Here is a 16,490-nt window from a genome sequence, read left to right as displayed (position 1 = left end):
TTATTTTATTAATTTTATATATATACCCATTAATTAAAAGGCCTTTTTTAATTCTTTTTATATCTTCACTACTGAGTATTCCTTTAAACTTCACCTGATATTCTTTTTCTACTTCATATTTAGGATGCATTATCTTATAAGCAAAATCACCGTCATTTGTAAAAACCATTAATCCTTCAGAATAATAATCTAATCTACCAACTGGAAATAAATAAGCATCAATGTTTATCAGGCTTCTTGCAATACTTCTATCATCATTATAAGACAAATCAGATAGATATTTGACTGGCTTATTGAGGGCTATATAAATTTTACTACTTATTTGATTAACCCTATTATCATAGACAGTTACAATATCTATTTCAGGTAATACTTTAAATTGTGGTTCGAATATGATAACATTATTTACTTTTACTATTCCACTACGAATTAAATCTTCTGATTTTCTTCTCGAAGAGATACCGCAAAGGGTAATAAATTTTGAAAGCCTCAAATTAAATAAATACTAATATTTAAAACTCTCAATAGGTTTATCGGACTCAATTAGGATTACCGGCTTTAATAGATAAAAGACCTTCTCTTTTTCCTTATAAATCTTAAACATTATATTATCTTTTTCGAAAAAAGGATTTAAATCTATTTCCACAACAAAGTTCCCTTCCCTTTCAATATTCAACATAATTTCCTTTTTTATATCTTTAACAGAAACATATATGGGTATATCTTTTGTGTTTAAAAAATATCCTCTCTTAAAGGATGCTAATATTTTATGCGTTCCCTTAGTTAAAGACAACGAAGTTTCATTTTTCGCATCAAATTTTAACTTTTCATCATCAACCATAACTGTTGTATCTACAGGGTTTATAATATTAAAGTTTATCCTTTTCAATTCATATTCTCTAAAAGCATCTTTATTCGCTTCATATTTCACTATATCAATCTTCTCATCCTTATGAGGTATATATTGATATTCTTTATAAACAACCTTACATGGTACATATTCTTTCTTAATTGGCTTATATGGAATAAAAACTTCTGATACCTCTGTCAATTCTTTATCTAAAGGTATTTGAAGTGTTGTCCTTATATCACCAAAATACTTATCAAATTTATATAAAGAGATCTTAACCTTATCATTTTCCAAAACATATGTACCGGTGATGAAAACATCAATATTTTCTATTTTCATAAACTCATCGAGCATTCCCTTATATTCCTTATATGCGCTAGGATAAAACAGGAAATCTTTTGTTTTCAAAGCACCTTTTAAAATAATCTTGCTCTTTTGAGAAAAAATACTTTCTATCTCTTTCTTTAATTTTATTGAATATTTTGTCACATCATTTTTCTCGTCAAAGATATTATAAATAAAGACCTTAACCCTTTTATGCGGTTCGTAAGGATTAACTGTTTTAGAGAGCAAACCATAGATGATAGGGGAATATTTTTCTTCAATGTACTTCAATTTCTCTATGAATACAGGACTGCCTGCATCAATTTCTGTTTGAAGTTTTATTATCTCACATATACTATTATCATTATTAACACTCAATACTGCACATTGGCCAATTGGGTTTATAAGTCCAACATTAGTATTGTCTGTAATTTTTAAAAGGTCCCCTTTTATCACACCATCCTTCATCCCAAGACTTACAACTGCTTTATCACCTACAAGAAGGCTGAGTTGATTCTGTGAAACAGAGGAAACAATCTCACCCTTTATGTATTCATCACAGTAGGAGTTTTTTGATGGTAGCATTAGCAGGAGGAAAAATAAAAAAACTAAACTTACTTTAAGATATTTCTTTTTCATTTATATCCCTCTTCAGCATAAAGGTTTTTTATTATTCTTGGTGTTATAAATATAAGAAGTTCAGTTTTGCTTTTGGTAGTAACATCCTTTTTAAACAACCAGCCGAATAATGGTATATGCCTGAGAATTGGTATACCATCCTCTGTTTCACTCTCTGTAGACTCATATATACCACCGATCACTGCAGTTTCCCCATCTTTTACTATGACTTCAGTGGTAGCCTCCTTTTTATCAATACCAGGAATAGGGCTACCTGGAACATAGATAGGACGGTCTTTCGTTGCCTTTATTTTTAGTCTTACATTACCATCTTTAGTAACACGAGGGGTTACCTCAAGACCAAGTACAGCATCTATAAATTGTGTTTGGGTACCCGACATTGAAACAGTTTGATAGGGAACGGATGTGCCCTGGGCAATCTTTGCCGGTTGATTGTCAGAAGTTACGACCTTTGGATTTGAGATTATCTTACCCTTCCCTTCCCCTTCAAGGGCACTAAGCTGTAAATCCAGTTGAAATGTATCTGTAACACTTCCCAAAAACATACCAAGAACTCCACCACTTCCTACACCAACTGCAGCAGGTAAATTGACGTTGTATGGGAATGCTCCAGTTGCGCCCCTAAGGGCCTCCATTCCTGTTGTTGCCGTATATGAAGTGGTTGTTGATGCAGCTGTTGGATTTTTTCCTCCTGTAAGCTCAAGATTTTTACGGTCTAAGTTTGCCTGATATCTAGCCCCCCACTGTATTCCCAATTGTTTTGCAAAATCTGAATTTGCCTGTACAATTCTCGCCTCAATCTGAACCTGAGGTGGTACAATGTCATGCTCTTTAATTCTCAATTTAACCTGCTCAATATTTTCTTTTGTATCTTTTATAATAAGGGCGTTCGTCCATTTAACCAATTTAACAGTCCCATTTGGTGAGAGAAGCCCCTTCGATTTCTTATCCTTATCAGTTTCCCCGCTTATCATCTTTTCTACTTCAGCAGCATCAGCGTAGTTGATAAAAATTGTTTCAGTGACAAAGTCTATTCCCATACTAGATTTTAATTCTTTCTCTTTCAAAAATTCTGAAGCTTCATCCCTCTCTCTCTTTTTTTCATCAAAAAACTTCTTTGAAGTCACAATTCTTATAATGTTCTCTTCCTCAATCTTCGCAAGGTCGTTATCTTTTAAAATCACATCCAGTGCCTCGTCCCACGATATATTATCAAGCTTAATAGTGACTTTGCCTTTTACAGCATCTGAAATAACAATGTTTTTACCAGAGATTTCTGCCAGGATTCTCAATACATTTCTTATATCTGCATCCATAAAGTCAAAAGATATTTTAGAAGCATCCTTTTTAGCGAACTGCCCAAAAGCAATAAAGGGTACTAATAAAAGTATAATAACAAATAGTGAAATTTTTCTTCGCATATTTACACCCTCATCATTTCTGTATTTCTAATTCAAACTTTCTTGTTTCACCCCTTACACTGTATCCTAAAATAACCTTGCTTTCAAGAATATCCATAATAGACATAGTGGGATTAATAGGGTCTCCTTTTTTAAATAAAATCCCTCTTCCATGTAAATCTTCCATCATCGCATATTTACTCTTGTCTTTTTTAATAATGCCAACAAGCTTAAGTTCTTCAAGCTCATAACCACTTTTCAAAACGGTTCCTTTTTTACCTTTTGCAACTAACTTTTCTTTGTTCTTCTTTGCCTTCAAAAGATATACTGGCTCAAAAGGGTCTCTTCTATCCTTTGATGTATAAGTGAAATTATTGATCAGAGATTTTTTCTCCTCTGGAGGTTTTTTAGGTTCTGCACCATATGCAAAGGAGCAAAGAAAAACGAGAGTAAAAATTAAACAGCTACTTTTTTGGAGTTTCAGCACCTTTACCTTCCTTTTTCTCTTCCTTTTTTTCTTCCTTCTTTGGTTTGGGTTGCTCTTTTAAATACACATATGTTTTTGCCAGGCATGAACCCTCTAAAACAATTTTAGCAGGAGTACCCTTCGAATCAAGAGAAAAACTCACTATGTGTATAATCCTTTCTAATTTTCTCACACCATCAAAAAAATATCCTATATTATGATAAGATCCACTATACTTTATTTCAAATGGCAATTCTGCGTAAAATTCCTTATTTTGCATTGCCTTTGGTTCAAAATATTTTACCTTTATCCCTGTTTCTGTACCAACATTAGAAACGTTTCTTAGTAAATTTGGTATGTCTTTAGTCTCCGGCAGTTGTTTTAAAACCTGTTTCAATGCTTCCTGTAATTCTGTATACTCTTTCTGAGATTTCTCCATATTATTCTTAACAGCAATCATTTTTTCAAGGTCCTTTTTAATCCCCTGGTACTCTGTAAGCAATTTCTTCTTCGTTTCAAACTGAGGTTTAATTATAAAGAAAAACAATAATACAAAAATTAATATGTTAATTCCCAATATAAATATCAGCTTATATATTCTTGAAACTTTAGTTAGCTTTTTGCCTATCCCTTTTACATTAAGGTCTAATTTCATAGCGAAATATTCCCATTTATTATAAATTTTTTAATTGCAATACCACCCTCATTGACATCTTCTATATTCTTTAACTCAACATTTTTTATATATGGAATCTTGGAAATACTTTCAATAAAATCTGATATGGACTCATTCTCCAAAGAACGGCCTTCTAATTCAAATTTATCATCTTTCTTTGCAAATTTTTTCAACCATACACTCTCCTTCACAATTGAAGTGAGATCAAAAAGCGTTCTTGCTGCAAGTGCCCTGCCCTCTTTTATATTATCTATCGCCTGTATCCTTCTTTTAATTTCCTTCTTTTCCCTCTCCAAGCTCATATATTCTTTATATATCCTGTCTAAGCTTGCAATCTCTTTCTTCGTATTTTCTATCAGCTTCTTATAATTTGCTATATCACTTGTGTTCTTATGATAAATTCCACCTATTACCAAAAAATTGACTAAAACCACAAATATTAAAATATATAAGTCATACTTAAATACACCCTTCCGAGCCTTTTTGGGTAATAAATTGATTTTTATCATAGCGCTATATCTCCAACTCTTGAAGAGAGGTATATCGCAATTGCTATAAATTCTTTAAGGTTCTCGTAGGCATGTAATGTGCTTTCCTCTTCATTCAAAAATAGAAATGGATTTATAGATTCTACCTCTATCTTGTTGTCCTCCCCTATCCTTTCCTTTAATCCAGGAAGCAAGGACGAACCCCCTGTGAGATATATTTTTCCAATGGTCTCTTTTGGTTTTGTAGCAATATAAAAGTTTATAGTCTTTTTTATCTCAGAAGAAATATTAAATATAAAATCTTCAAACAGGTATGAAACTAAGCTATCATTTGTTAATTTCTTTTCCTCTGCTTCCGTATATGAGAGCTTGGTTGATTTTTCAATCTGATTGGTAATATACTTTCCTCCCATTAATATTTCCCTTGTAAATTCTATATTTTCCCCCTTCATTATTGCTATATTTGTCACAGATGCCCCTATATCAACAGCCACTGCAGAAAAATCTTTGGGATTATATATTTGCTCTATTATATTAGTAACACCAAAAATATCTACATCCAGTATCTGTGGGTCCAAGCCCGCCATATGAAATGCTGTTATATATCCATCAACAATTTCCTTCTTTGCGGCTACAATTTGTACCTTCATCATATCTTCTTTTTCCTCATCAACACCCATAACGTAGTAGCTATAATAAATATCCTTTAACGGAAAAGGAATAACAGATTCAACTTCCAAATTAATACTATTCTCAAATGCCTCTTCTTCAAGGAAGGGTATATTCACCCTTTTTATAATGACTGTATAGCTTGATAACGCACAAGCCACGTCTCTGCTCTTTATTTTGTTTTCTAAAATTAAATTCTTTAGCTCTTGTGCAATAAAGGTATTATCTATAATGATACCATCACTCAAAAGGTCTTGTTCGTATGACCTTTTTGCAATGTTTTCTAATTTAAAACCATCTTTTGTTTTCTTCAGGACACAGAGTTTTATTGATGTGGTGCCTATATCTATACCAATTAAATCATTTACTGTCTTTAAACCAAGCTTGGCAATAAAATCTGATTTTTTTAAAAATTCTAAAGCCATATGCCTCCTAATTTAAATCAATCTACACCACAAAGTATTTCTTTATAACAAACCCTTACCATATAGCCCTTATGTTATTTGATACATCTTCTGGAAAAAAAACACAAGTATTTTCCATATGTATCTTATCAAAATAATTAGCATCTGCAGCATTTGTCGGTGGCAAAAATCTTCTTGCAATGATTCTCATATTCGCACGAAAATAGTCTTCTCCATAAATACCTGAAAATATTGATAAATTAAAGCCCGACACATTCTCTTTATCAAAATACGTTAACACCTTGTTCAAACCTTCGTTGAAATCAGATAAATCATTTTCATCAAGTTCAAATATAGAATTCTTTTCAAATATACAACCTATGTCTATGTTTCCCTTTGGAGCGAATGGTGCATACCAGTATGTTTTTCCGGTTTTAGAGATGAACCGTTCATTGAGTCTCTTCTCCTCATCAATAAGGGCTTCCCAAAATACTTTCTTTTTGTTCAAATAAAAATCCTTGCTCTCTTTCAGCATGATCCCATGATAATTAGTAGGATATTCACCTGCTATAGCTTGCATATGCGGATGGAGAATACTTCCTCCTGACATGGGCATGTAATTGCAATTTATTGAAAAATATTTTACCTGCTCATCATTTTCTTTTATGATTTTTAAAACATCCAAAAGCGCTCTAATCCCTTTTATTATGTAATTATTTTTCCTGAGTGTACTCATATCAACAAAATGTTCTTTAGAAATGATTGCCACGAGGCAATATTTATCAAAGGTCAGAAGGTTAGGTATAACTGTTATTCCATCCCTTTCAATTCTTTCAGAGCCATACATATCTTTATTAAACTTTGATGTCATAGAATCTATATTTTCAGGGCAAAATGGGCACCCCGTGTCTAAAGAGGCCTTAATAATACTTTCATAATTAAACCTTGCAAATTTCTTAGCAGGAAAATGTACAATCCTGGATGTTAAGTTTGTTAACGGATCCCATCTAATTTCTACTTTCCCTTCATGAGGAACAAATTCTTTAAAGGGATTTAGATATACATTATTTTGAATTATTTTTTTGAATTCTATCACCTTGAAAACTTTAGCAAAAAAGCTGTTTTCTGTCAATTCTTTTTTAAATATATAGGGGGTTGTAATAACATCTAACTTATTGTAATTGCTAATTATTGCACATAATAACCATATTAACTATATTTATACAGTATAAATTAATTTGTCAAGAAAAAAATTATACTGTACATAACTTTTTTTATATAATATAGAGGTAGTTTACTTTAATTAATTGATAATATTAGATTTAATTGATTTTAAGCGCATTCTATTAAAGTTATACAGTTTAATTAGATAGTAATAATTTTTCCTGAACGGCATAGATTATTCACATTTCTCAGGATTAATATGCACCCCTTACGCTTAAGATTGTGTAAAAAGTTTTTAAAATAATGACAAAATCGAGCCATACTGACCAGTTCAGCACATAGAGGTAATCGAGTTTCACCCTCTCTTTATATACAATCTCGCTTCTTCCGCTTACCTGCCATAGGCCTGTAATTCCAGGTCTAACCCTCATATAAATTCTTTTATATTCACTTAAAAAATTCTCTACCGCTTCTTTTGCATCAGGTCGTGGACCAACAATTGACATATCTCCTTTTAGAACATTGAAAAGCTGGGGCAATTCATCAAGTGATGTTTTTCTTAATATCTTTCCAAATCGTGTTACCCTGGGATCTTCTTTTATTTTATTTCTTTCTTGTAGTTCTTTATATGCTTCTGGATGTGTAGCCAAAAAACGCTCAAGGGTTCTTTCACTATCTATATACATTGTTCTGTACTTCAGCATAGTAAATTCTTTCAGGTTCTTTCCTATCCTCCTGTGAGTAAAGAAAACAGGTCCTCTTGAATCGAGTTTGATTATGATAGGAATAACTATTAATAACGGAAGAAAAATGATAATTGAGCATATGGACAAGACAATATCAAACACTCTTTTAAAAACCATTTTTTGCACAGAAAGAAGACCACTATCGGTTGTGATCAACAAAATGTTTTTGCTTAAAAAAGTCTTAATCTCTGTATTCATGAACGAAAGCCCAGAGAGCTCTGAGATCAAAATCAAGTTTTTAAAAATCGATTTAATGTTTTTTATTAATTCTTCATCAGCATACCGCAACGGCACAAAACATGTAGTATAAGCCTTTGTTACAGATCCTATCCTTATTACTTCAACTATCTTGTATCCGGAGTACCATTCACTATTTAATGTCTTTACTATTTCAAGCTCTTTTTCCCCTGGTTCTCCTAATAGGCATGCATTTCCTCGAACATCACAGAGTCTAAATAGCAAAAACTTCAACAAAAACCTACAACAGGGAACAACAGCCACCATATACATGAAACTTATTGTTATTATTATTCTTGATACAGTTTCCGCTTCTTTTTGAAGAGATAAGAGAACCCACACAATTAAGAAGGAGACAAAAAAACTTCTTATCAATACTAAAAAATCATCCCAGAAGTTGATCGTGATGCCGTAACCACCATAATAAGCTATTAGAATCATTACTACCGCAATGACCCACCATTTACTTAAATATAAAGAAAGCCCATGACCCAGTGGGACAAGGGAAAAACACCCTTTAAGCAATGCTCTGGTATAGAATGCACAAATTATTGATACATAGAATGCGAGGATGTCACTACACAGAACAAGAATGTTTTGAAACGTTCTCTGGTGTGTCAATGTAATCCAGTGTACTTGTCTAAGATTTCTTTGAATCCTTCAATAAACATGTCCTTAGAAAACTGTTTCGCATGTCTTTTTATATACTCCGTATCAAATGTCTCTTTTTCGACCTTTTCGATGGCATCTATGATGGCTTCCTCTGTCTGCTCATAAAAGAAGAGACCGGTTTTACCATCTATTACTGTCTCTAACACCCCTCCCCTCCCAAACGCAATTACCGGAATGCCACATGCCTGAGCTTCCACAGGGGCTATGCCAAAATCCTCTTCCGCTGCAAAGACAAAACCCTTCGCCTTAGCAAGGACCTCCATCAACTTACTCCTATCAAGATACCCTGTAAAGACAATATTTTCCCCTGCTATCCTTCTAAGCCGTTTCCCCTCAGGCCCCTCGCCTATGACAATGAGTTTTTTATCAGTCATCCTGTTAAAGGCCTTCACAATTATATCAACCCTCTTATACGGAACAAAGCGCGCTATAGTAACATAATAGTCTTCTTTTTGTGTGTTGTTTGTTAGATTCGTTACTTCAACCGGTGGATAGAGAACAATGGCATCCCTACCGTAAAACTTTTTGATTCTTTTCTGCGTATGCTGGGAGTTGGCAACAAATAGGTCAACCCTTTCGGAGCCTGCCTTATCCCATAAACGGATATAATTCATCAATGGAGCAAAAATAAATTTTTTGTAACCCATATTCTCCATGTACTCGAAATACAAGTCCCACGCATATCGCATGGGGGTATGACAATAACATATATGAAACTGGTGGGGAAATGTTAGCACATTCTTTGCTACCGAATGAGAACTTGTTATAACGAGGTCGTAATGCCTTATATTGATTGTTTCGATGGCAAATACAAAAAGCGGTAACAGGTTTCTGAATACCTTCAACACATGCGGTATGGTTTGAAGAAACGTTGTATATATTGTTGCATGTTCAAGCTGTGTTCCCTTTAATGCTTTTGTATCACAAAAAAGTGTATGAATTGGAGAAGGTATAATCTGATGGATTGATTCCAAAACCATCTCAGATCCAGCGAATTCAGTAATCTTGTCATGAATAATTACGCTTTTCATGAATACACCTTTAAAGACCTAAGGCCCTTTCAAAAACCTCACGATGCTTTTGAGCTGATGTTTCCCAAGTGAATAATTTTACCCTTTCTAGCCCCTTTTGTATCAATTTTTTTCTTAAGTTTTCGTCTTCGGTAACCCGTAAAATACCGTTTGCGATGCTCTCCACATTGTGGGAATCAATATAATAAGCAGCATCTCCACATACCTCGGGAAGGCTGGAAGTATTCGATACAACTACAGGACAACCACAAGCCATTGCCTCCAACGGAGGAAATCCAAAGCCTTCATAAAAAGAAGGAAATACAAAAAGTGATGCACTCCTATACAACTCTGCCAACTCGTCATTATTGCTGACAGAATCAAAAACATGGATATTCTTGTTTTTCATAATCGTTTCATTGATATCTTTATGATTCCACCCTTCAAAACCTACAAGCAATAATTTAAAATCCTTCTGAAACGGTGCTGGCAACAAAGTATATGCGTGGATTAATCCTTTTAAATTTTTGCGGGGTTGTATAGTACCTACAAAGAGTAAATAATTTCCTAATTTTTTTATATTACCCCGTAATGAATTCTGTCCTGCATAGTCTGTATGATTTTGATTGAAAACTGCATGGTCTATACCATGGTGGATTGTCACTACCCTTTCCTCAGGAAACGTGAGCTTATCCAGCACTTCCTTCTTAATAAACTCGGAAGGTGAAATAATAATATGTGATTTATAAATCTCTTTAAAAAAGTTTTCATTGAAAAATTCATATCTGTCTTTTGGTGTCCACTCTCTCACGGTAAAGGAAAAGTCATGCACAGTAGTTACAGTAGCCCTTGTTTTTATTTTTATGTTAGGAATGAAATTTGGCTCAAAATAGAGATCAACATCTCTTAACCTAATATTGTTGAAAATATTTTTTATAATTCGTCTCCCACAAGGAATGTTCTTAAAAATTTTTTTAGTGACCTGCACTACCTCGCTTTTTCTTGAACCTGAAAAAGTGAATAGTTTACTTGATGCATAACCATAATAAAATATATATTCATGTAGTCCTTTTGGTTGTAATAGTTTTTTAGATAACTCGAGCGTATATACTCCGACTCCGGTAAGTTTTGTCAGGAGTGGGATACAGTTAATCAGTACTTTCATGTACCATGCTCAATATATTATACTTTTTGTATTGCACAAATTTGTTCTACAGGTTTGCCTGATATTCTCTCATACTCACTTGTTAATGAATAACCAATTGGAATATGCTCATAAAGCTTAAACCCAAACAAGACAATTTCTTTTTCGAAATCGGGTAATTCCCAGAAACAATCATATATATTGTATTTTTGCCAACCCTGTATATTCCTCATTTCTATTTCTGTACTTCTTGATGGTACATCACATAAAACAATTCCACCTTGTTTAAGACTTTTATACAGATTTGCATACAGTTGTTTTCTATCAAAAAATTGGTAATGTCTCAGAACTCTAAACAGGGTGATACAGTCAAAATAATGTTTTAAGGGAAGATTGAATAAATCCCCACAAATTTTTATATGGTTATTTTGAAGACTCTTCAGCATATTAAAAGAGCTATCAATAAGAACAACTTTCCCGAAATCAGAAAGTATATGGACAAGTCTTCCAGTACCGGTTGCTAAATCGAGAATGTATGTGTCATCAGAAGGAGCAGCTTGGAAATATTTCTGAAGAATTTTTTCAACGGCTGACATTTGCTCTTGATGCAACTTAAAATGCTTGTCTTCGCCAAATCTTTTTTGAAAATATTCCTGCACTACACTACATTCATTGTAATAATTTTTCATACTTTCTCTGCCCAATATTAACTCTTTTTTCTCAGCTTCAAGAGCATTTTCCCATTTTTGAAGAGAAATTGATTGAATCGTTTCAATACTTTCATCATACACTTCTTTCATATTTGTTATATAGCGTTCTTCATTAAAGACTTCATAAACATTCTTTCGTAATAATGATTGTAGAAAGGCCTCGTATCGGTTCATAAGCAATTGAATGGCATCCGAAATATCTTTTACATCGGGGTTACAAACAATTCCCCAACCAAATTTTTCAATTATATCAGCAATATCAAGCACATTGGTTATGATGACCGGAATATGACAACTAAGAGCTTCAATACATGAAAAAGGCGCAGCATGATTATCTTTATCAGTAAATGGGATAATCATGCAATCTATATTGTTATAGAACTCCGACATTTCAGCAGGGTTATAGAGTATTGTTACATTTTTTAGTTTCCCTAAATCATCATCGCTGATTGACTTGTTTCGCCATGCAACAAGAAATTTTATTTGACTGTTATTCTTTGCAATCTCTTTCAATAATAAAATACCCTTTTTTTCGATATCGCTGGGTTGTAAGGGAGACGAAGCAAAACCGATACATTCCAGCGTTTTTCTTCTATGTTTTTGAAATGTTGTTGAAACAAATGGGAGTAGCATTCTATCTGCTTTAATTCCAAGATGGTAGAGTACCTTTTCTGCTTTTTTTGAATGAACAATGAGCCTTAGTAGTTTATGATCAACAGCATGAACAATACGCGATAAGTCAAACTCACTGATATCTGATTTATTAACTGGTTCATTTGACGTTAGCGTAGATATTACTTTGAAATTTTCAAGTGCAAAATTATAATTAAAGATATCCTCAATCTTTGAATCAAAGATATGGATTAATTCAGCCGGTTGTAAAGAAAGGTATTTCGGAAAATCGGTAAAAGGAATAAAGTTTATTTCACCTTCTTTTTTTATTGTTTCTATATCATATTCGACCGATATTAACTTCACTTTATAATAATTTTTTATTTCTTTAAAAAACAATAAAGCTTCACGATTTATTGCTTCATTAAACCCATACTCTTTAACCTTTCTGCATACTATTAATATATTACTAACGTTATGAATTTTTAGTGCTCTGGTAATTTGAAGTGCTTTGTCATAACTTTCTTTTTTTAAATAATGATATCTTAATAATTTCATTCCAAACGATGTTTGTTTCAGGGCAACGATTATTAATTTCTTGTATTTTGACGAATTCATTATTTGACAGAATGTTGAGCATAATGACTGATAACAGTATGGGCGTCATTATCCATTTTGATAGAGTGATTTTCCAGCCATATAACTCTATCACAAATTCTTTCTACAGATGCCATGGAATGGGAAACAAAAACCATTGTGACACCACTCCTTTTGAATTCCGCCATCCTGTTGAGACACTTTTTCTGAAATTCTATATCCCCCACTGCCAATACCTCATCAAGTAATAATATTTCAGGGTCAAGATGGGCAATTACAGAAAATCCGAGCCTTGTCAGCATACCACTTGAATACACCCGGATAGGCTGGTCTATAAAATCCCTCAGTTCAGCAAATTCTATTATTTCCTCCATCTTTCTCAAGACTTCAGCCCTTGTAAGCCCCATAAGGACGCCGTTAAGAACAATATTCTCTCTTCCTGTGAGCTCTGGATGAAATCCAGCACCAAGTTCAAGAAGGGGAAAGACCCTGCCCTTCACAACTATTTTTCCTTTTGTTGGCTTGAGTACGCCTGCAACAAGACCTAGTGTGGTGCTCTTACCTGCTCCGTTTCTGCCAATGATACCAAAAGTTTCACCTCTATAGACTTCAAAAGAAACATCGTTTAAGGCCTCAAATCGAGAATTTCTTAAAGAGCTTATCCCTTTTGAAAAATGAAAAAGAAAATGTTTAATCCCTCCTGTAATATGATAATACATTGGATAACTCTTACTCACTCTTTCAAAAACAATTACCGGTTCACTCATAAAACCTCTGCAAACTTCCATGAAAGCTTTCTGTATATCAAAAAACCTAATATGAATGCCAAAATAGCATATCCAAAACTTACAGCGAGATATAAAGGAGACAATGTACCGTTTAAAAACAACTCTCTCCAGCTTATCATCAAAGGGGCTAAGGGATTCAGATTGATCAGAGGTTTATATTTTACCGGAACCATCTTCTCAGGATATATGACAGGGGTAAAATAAAAAAGCATCGTTGTAAAAATTATTGTAAGTCTCTCAAGGTCTCTAAAAAACAGGTTTGTTGACGAGATCATCAGGCATATACCATAGGTCATCAGAAATTGTATTATTAATAGAACAGGGATACCGTAAAGCCAGGAAAACGAAGGCAGTTTATGATAAAGAAAAAGAAAGAGAACCACCACAGGGATTGCCAGAATGAAATGAATCATATCCTGGAATACCTGGGTAAAAGGTATTATATTTCTTGGAAAATTTACCTTTTTTATTATTGAAGCGTTCCCGAGAAATATCCTTGGAGCAGCATTAACCGAATTGGCAAACCACTGCCATGGAAATAATCCTGCAATAAGAAAAAGGGCATAATCCTCCACCTGTATCTTTACCACAACCTTGAAGGCAACAAAAAAAACAAGGGCAAAAGCAAGGGGATGAGCTACTGACCAGAGATAGCCGAAGAAACTGCTCTTGTATCTAACCTTTATTTCCTTCTCGGTTAAAATGGCTACCAAGTCAATATAATGCTGAACTTTAGAATTCACTTTTCACTCACCTTTTCCTGAATTCTGTCTCATAAAAACTTATCCTCTTCTCCAGATACCTGATGAACAATTCTTTCTGGATAAATTCTCTTGATTTTATACTTGATATAATAAACTCTTCGTTTTTTACATCATGAATGTTCTTTTTTTCTATCATTAAAGCATTACTAACGTTCCCATCTTTATACTCTATTTCTGATTCTAAATCTCTTATTTTGTACATAAAAAAACCATTTGGATTTTTTGAGCTTTTATACTTATTTATATATGAATCAATAGAATGAATCAACGTCTTTGCCCTTTTTAGTTCATTGTTTTCAAAATAGAACCTTGCAATTTCATACACATAGTATGGTGAAGAAGGATAATAAGAAAGGGCTTTAAGGAAGGAATTTTCTGCCTTTACCACATTACCACAAAATGCATGACCCATGCCTTCGACAAAGAACATCTCAGAATCATTATCTTTTATCTCTTCCGCCCTCACCAAATAAGAATTTATAGCATTTTTAATCTTCTCTCTTTCTTCCAGATCCTTTTCATTTCTATATGATTTTATCAAGACATTAATTATCTTCATATACCCTTCACTATTGAGAGGCATCTCTTTAATAGAATCTCTATAGGAAAGGTATGCATCTTTCAAAAGACCATTCTCCTCGTATATAATACCATTCTCAAGAGACTTTTTGGATAGGTTAGCCTTCACTGTGAAGAAAAGAGAAACTATCATAAGAAGGGCAATAAGATAAAATAAAATCCTGTAGGTCTTTTCAGCTACAGGTATGTTTTTTTCAAAAAAAAGTGAAGATAATACGAAAAAGGTAATAGAAAATGCCGGGATGTCAAAAGCAAAGTCTACAAGGCCAAAAAGAAAACCAGACCCAATAGAAATTACAATAAATAAGTATCTTGATTCTTTCAACCTCACCCTAAAATGAATGATCAAACCGATTATATAAAATAGGGAACAGAGAACCCCTATAATACCGAGTTCAGTTCCAATCTTTAATAGTGAACTGTGGGCATATCTTGTATAAAGCCCACCGTCAAAGTATTTTCTGTATGCATATTCAAATGTTCCCGGTCCATACCCGATAACAGGCTTTGCAAGAAAGGCATTCAATCCGTTCTTCCAGATCTCTGTCCTCAAGCCAAGGGTAGAAACATAGGAACGGGTTATCTTCATCTTTTTTTCAAGTTCAAATCCCGTTCCCTGTGATACATCCCTTTTACTACCGTATAAAAGTGAAAATGCAATAGCGCAGCCAATAAAAACAATAAAAATAAGCATCAAAAAACGCTTTATATCACGATTCATTACTAAAGCTATAGTGCTGTATAAAACCACCAATAATGCAATGCCTATAGCTATCCTGGATGTTGCAAAGATGAGCCCCGATATTATGCCTGAAGCCATAGCAACATAGAGCCATCTTTTTTTAAAGATGCCAAAATAGATTGCTATGGGCAGGATGAAACAGAAGTATCCTCCAAGAATATTGTGGTAAAGAAAGGATGAAAATGGTATTGGTTGTTCCTTTACGATAAAGGCATATCTGCCTCCTTTAAAGATCTCCATAAGATTTGGGAACAATATCTTTGACTGGACAATTGCGCAGAGAGAGGAGATAAATGTTCCAATTACAAGGGCTTTAAGCAAAACTTCTTTGTCATCTGATAAGAGAAAGAGATAGACGCTCCCGATAATCCAGATTAATACATTTATGTCACTTAAAGTACTGAATGTGTTCCATGTATATATAAGACTTATGAGGTGAATTATCCCGAAGGGCAAAAAAAATATGAAAAATTTATAAAAACCAGCCTGTACTTCCTTTTTCTTGAGCCAGTTCACTACAGCAGCTATGATTACTAAAAGAACAAACGAGGTCTCGATCCAGAATCTATCTATATTTATATAATAGAGGGAAAGATGATTACCACCAAGAAAGGGGATAAGCAAGAAAGCTGAAAATGCAAAAATTCCTTCTATCTTTACTGATTTGATTCGTTGGTGTATCATCATCCCTTTCTTTTTGCATTTATTTAATCTTCTGGGGATTTTACATTATCTTAGAATCGATTTGTGTTTCTTTTTCAGCAATCTATTTACCTAAATTTATGTTTATTGTGTAAAGATTCTCCGCA

15 protein-coding genes are annotated in these 16,490 nt (G+C 33.5%); all 15 read right to left on the bottom strand.

Translation table 11 applies throughout. From position 1 onward, the window contains the following. Positions 1–493: pseudouridine synthase (locus tag NTU69_10425; protein MCX5803925.1), on the bottom strand; the 493-nt coding region annotated here is incomplete at its 3' end. A gap of 12 nt (positions 494–505) precedes the next feature. Further along, on the bottom strand, positions 506–1,813 hold the full coding sequence (locus NTU69_10420; GenBank protein MCX5803924.1) for a hypothetical protein: 1,308 nt from the start codon (positions 1,811–1,813) through the stop codon (positions 506–508). Beyond that, complete coding sequence (pilQ, locus tag NTU69_10415) at positions 1,810–3,234, bottom strand: type IV pilus secretin PilQ (GenBank protein ID MCX5803923.1); 1,425 nt, start codon at positions 3,232–3,234, stop codon at positions 1,810–1,812. The genes NTU69_10420 and pilQ overlap by 4 nt, the downstream gene beginning before the upstream one ends. A 13-nt stretch (positions 3,235–3,247) precedes the next feature. Further along, on the bottom strand, positions 3,248–3,700 hold the full coding sequence (locus NTU69_10410; protein ID MCX5803922.1) for a pilus assembly protein PilP: 453 nt from the start codon (positions 3,698–3,700) through the stop codon (positions 3,248–3,250). After that, a complete protein-coding gene (gene pilO, locus NTU69_10405; GenBank protein MCX5803921.1) occupies positions 3,678–4,334 on the bottom strand; it encodes a type 4a pilus biogenesis protein PilO in 657 nt (218 codons plus the stop codon). Before pilO ends, NTU69_10410 begins: the two co-directional genes overlap by 23 nt. Next, positions 4,331–4,864, bottom strand: coding sequence for a PilN domain-containing protein (locus tag NTU69_10400; protein ID MCX5803920.1), 534 nt, complete (start codon positions 4,862–4,864; stop codon positions 4,331–4,333). The genes pilO and NTU69_10400 overlap by 4 nt, the downstream gene beginning before the upstream one ends. After that, positions 4,861–5,937 carry a type IV pilus assembly protein PilM gene (pilM, locus tag NTU69_10395; protein MCX5803919.1) on the bottom strand — a complete coding sequence of 359 codons (1,077 nt, stop codon included), beginning with the start codon at positions 5,935–5,937 and terminating at the stop codon, positions 4,861–4,863. The genes NTU69_10400 and pilM overlap by 4 nt, the downstream gene beginning before the upstream one ends. Before the next feature lie 55 nt (positions 5,938–5,992). Beyond that, positions 5,993–7,012 carry a hypothetical protein gene (locus NTU69_10390; protein MCX5803918.1) on the bottom strand — a complete coding sequence of 340 codons (1,020 nt, stop codon included), beginning with the start codon at positions 7,010–7,012 and terminating at the stop codon, positions 5,993–5,995. A 322-nt stretch (positions 7,013–7,334) separates the two neighbouring features. After that, positions 7,335–8,684 (bottom strand): exopolysaccharide biosynthesis polyprenyl glycosylphosphotransferase, encoded by a 1,350-nt coding sequence (locus NTU69_10385; GenBank protein MCX5803917.1) that lies wholly within the window; start codon positions 8,682–8,684, stop codon positions 7,335–7,337. Then, entirely contained in the window at positions 8,681–9,766 is a 1,086-nt protein-coding gene (locus NTU69_10380; GenBank protein ID MCX5803916.1) for a glycosyltransferase, read from the bottom strand. The genes NTU69_10385 and NTU69_10380 overlap by 4 nt, the downstream gene beginning before the upstream one ends. A gap of 10 nt (positions 9,767–9,776) precedes the next feature. Then, positions 9,777–10,910 (bottom strand): glycosyltransferase family 1 protein, encoded by a 1,134-nt coding sequence (locus tag NTU69_10375; GenBank protein MCX5803915.1) that lies wholly within the window; start codon positions 10,908–10,910, stop codon positions 9,777–9,779. Positions 10,911–10,927: 17 nt separating this feature from the next. Beyond that, the gene (locus NTU69_10370; protein MCX5803914.1) at positions 10,928–12,769 is read right to left on the bottom strand and encodes a methyltransferase domain-containing protein; all 1,842 of its coding nucleotides are present in this window, start codon (positions 12,767–12,769) and stop codon (positions 10,928–10,930) included. 59 nt (positions 12,770–12,828) lie between these two features. Further along, positions 12,829–13,575, bottom strand: a complete 747-nt coding sequence (locus NTU69_10365) for an ABC transporter ATP-binding protein (GenBank protein MCX5803913.1) — start codon at positions 13,573–13,575, stop codon at positions 12,829–12,831. After that, the gene (locus NTU69_10360) at positions 13,572–14,339 is read right to left on the bottom strand and encodes an ABC transporter permease (protein MCX5803912.1); all 768 of its coding nucleotides are present in this window, start codon (positions 14,337–14,339) and stop codon (positions 13,572–13,574) included. The genes NTU69_10365 and NTU69_10360 overlap by 4 nt, the downstream gene beginning before the upstream one ends. Positions 14,340–14,346: 7 nt before the next feature. Continuing rightward, positions 14,347–16,368, bottom strand: coding sequence for an O-antigen ligase family protein (locus NTU69_10355; GenBank protein ID MCX5803911.1), 2,022 nt, complete (start codon positions 16,366–16,368; stop codon positions 14,347–14,349). Between the last annotated feature and the right edge of the window lie 122 nt (positions 16,369–16,490).

The sequence above is a fragment of the Pseudomonadota bacterium genome (genome assembly GCA_026388215.1).
Classification (GTDB): domain Bacteria; phylum Desulfobacterota; class Syntrophorhabdia; order Syntrophorhabdales; family Syntrophorhabdaceae; genus JAPLKF01.
The sequence above is the reverse complement of the archived record's forward strand: the minus strand, read 5'-3'. Positions and strand labels throughout refer to the sequence as shown.

Bases quoted from the DNA above. Each gene is read 5' to 3' on its own strand.
- NTU69_10420 (MCX5803924.1), bottom strand. From the start codon at position 1,813: ATGAAAAAGAAATATCTTAAAGTAAGTTTAGTTTTTTTATTTTTCCTC.
- pilQ (MCX5803923.1), bottom strand. From the start codon at position 3,234: ATGCGAAGAAAAATTTCACTATTTGTTATTATACTTTTATTAGTACCC.
- pilO (MCX5803921.1), bottom strand. From the start codon at position 4,334: ATGAAATTAGACCTTAATGTAAAAGGGATAGGCAAAAAGCTAACTAAA.
- NTU69_10400 (MCX5803920.1), bottom strand. From the start codon at position 4,864: ATGATAAAAATCAATTTATTACCCAAAAAGGCTCGGAAGGGTGTATTT.
- pilM (MCX5803919.1), bottom strand. From the start codon at position 5,937: ATGGCTTTAGAATTTTTAAAAAAATCAGATTTTATTGCCAAGCTTGGT.
- NTU69_10380 (MCX5803916.1), bottom strand. From the start codon at position 9,766: ATGAAAAGCGTAATTATTCATGACAAGATTACTGAATTCGCTGGATCT.
- NTU69_10375 (MCX5803915.1), bottom strand. From the start codon at position 10,910: ATGAAAGTACTGATTAACTGTATCCCACTCCTGACAAAACTTACCGGA.
- NTU69_10370 (MCX5803914.1), bottom strand. From the start codon at position 12,769: ATGAAATTATTAAGATATCATTATTTAAAAAAAGAAAGTTATGACAAA.
- NTU69_10365 (MCX5803913.1), bottom strand. From the start codon at position 13,575: ATGAGTGAACCGGTAATTGTTTTTGAAAGAGTGAGTAAGAGTTATCCA.
- NTU69_10355 (MCX5803911.1), bottom strand. From the start codon at position 16,368: ATGATGATACACCAACGAATCAAATCAGTAAAGATAGAAGGAATTTTT.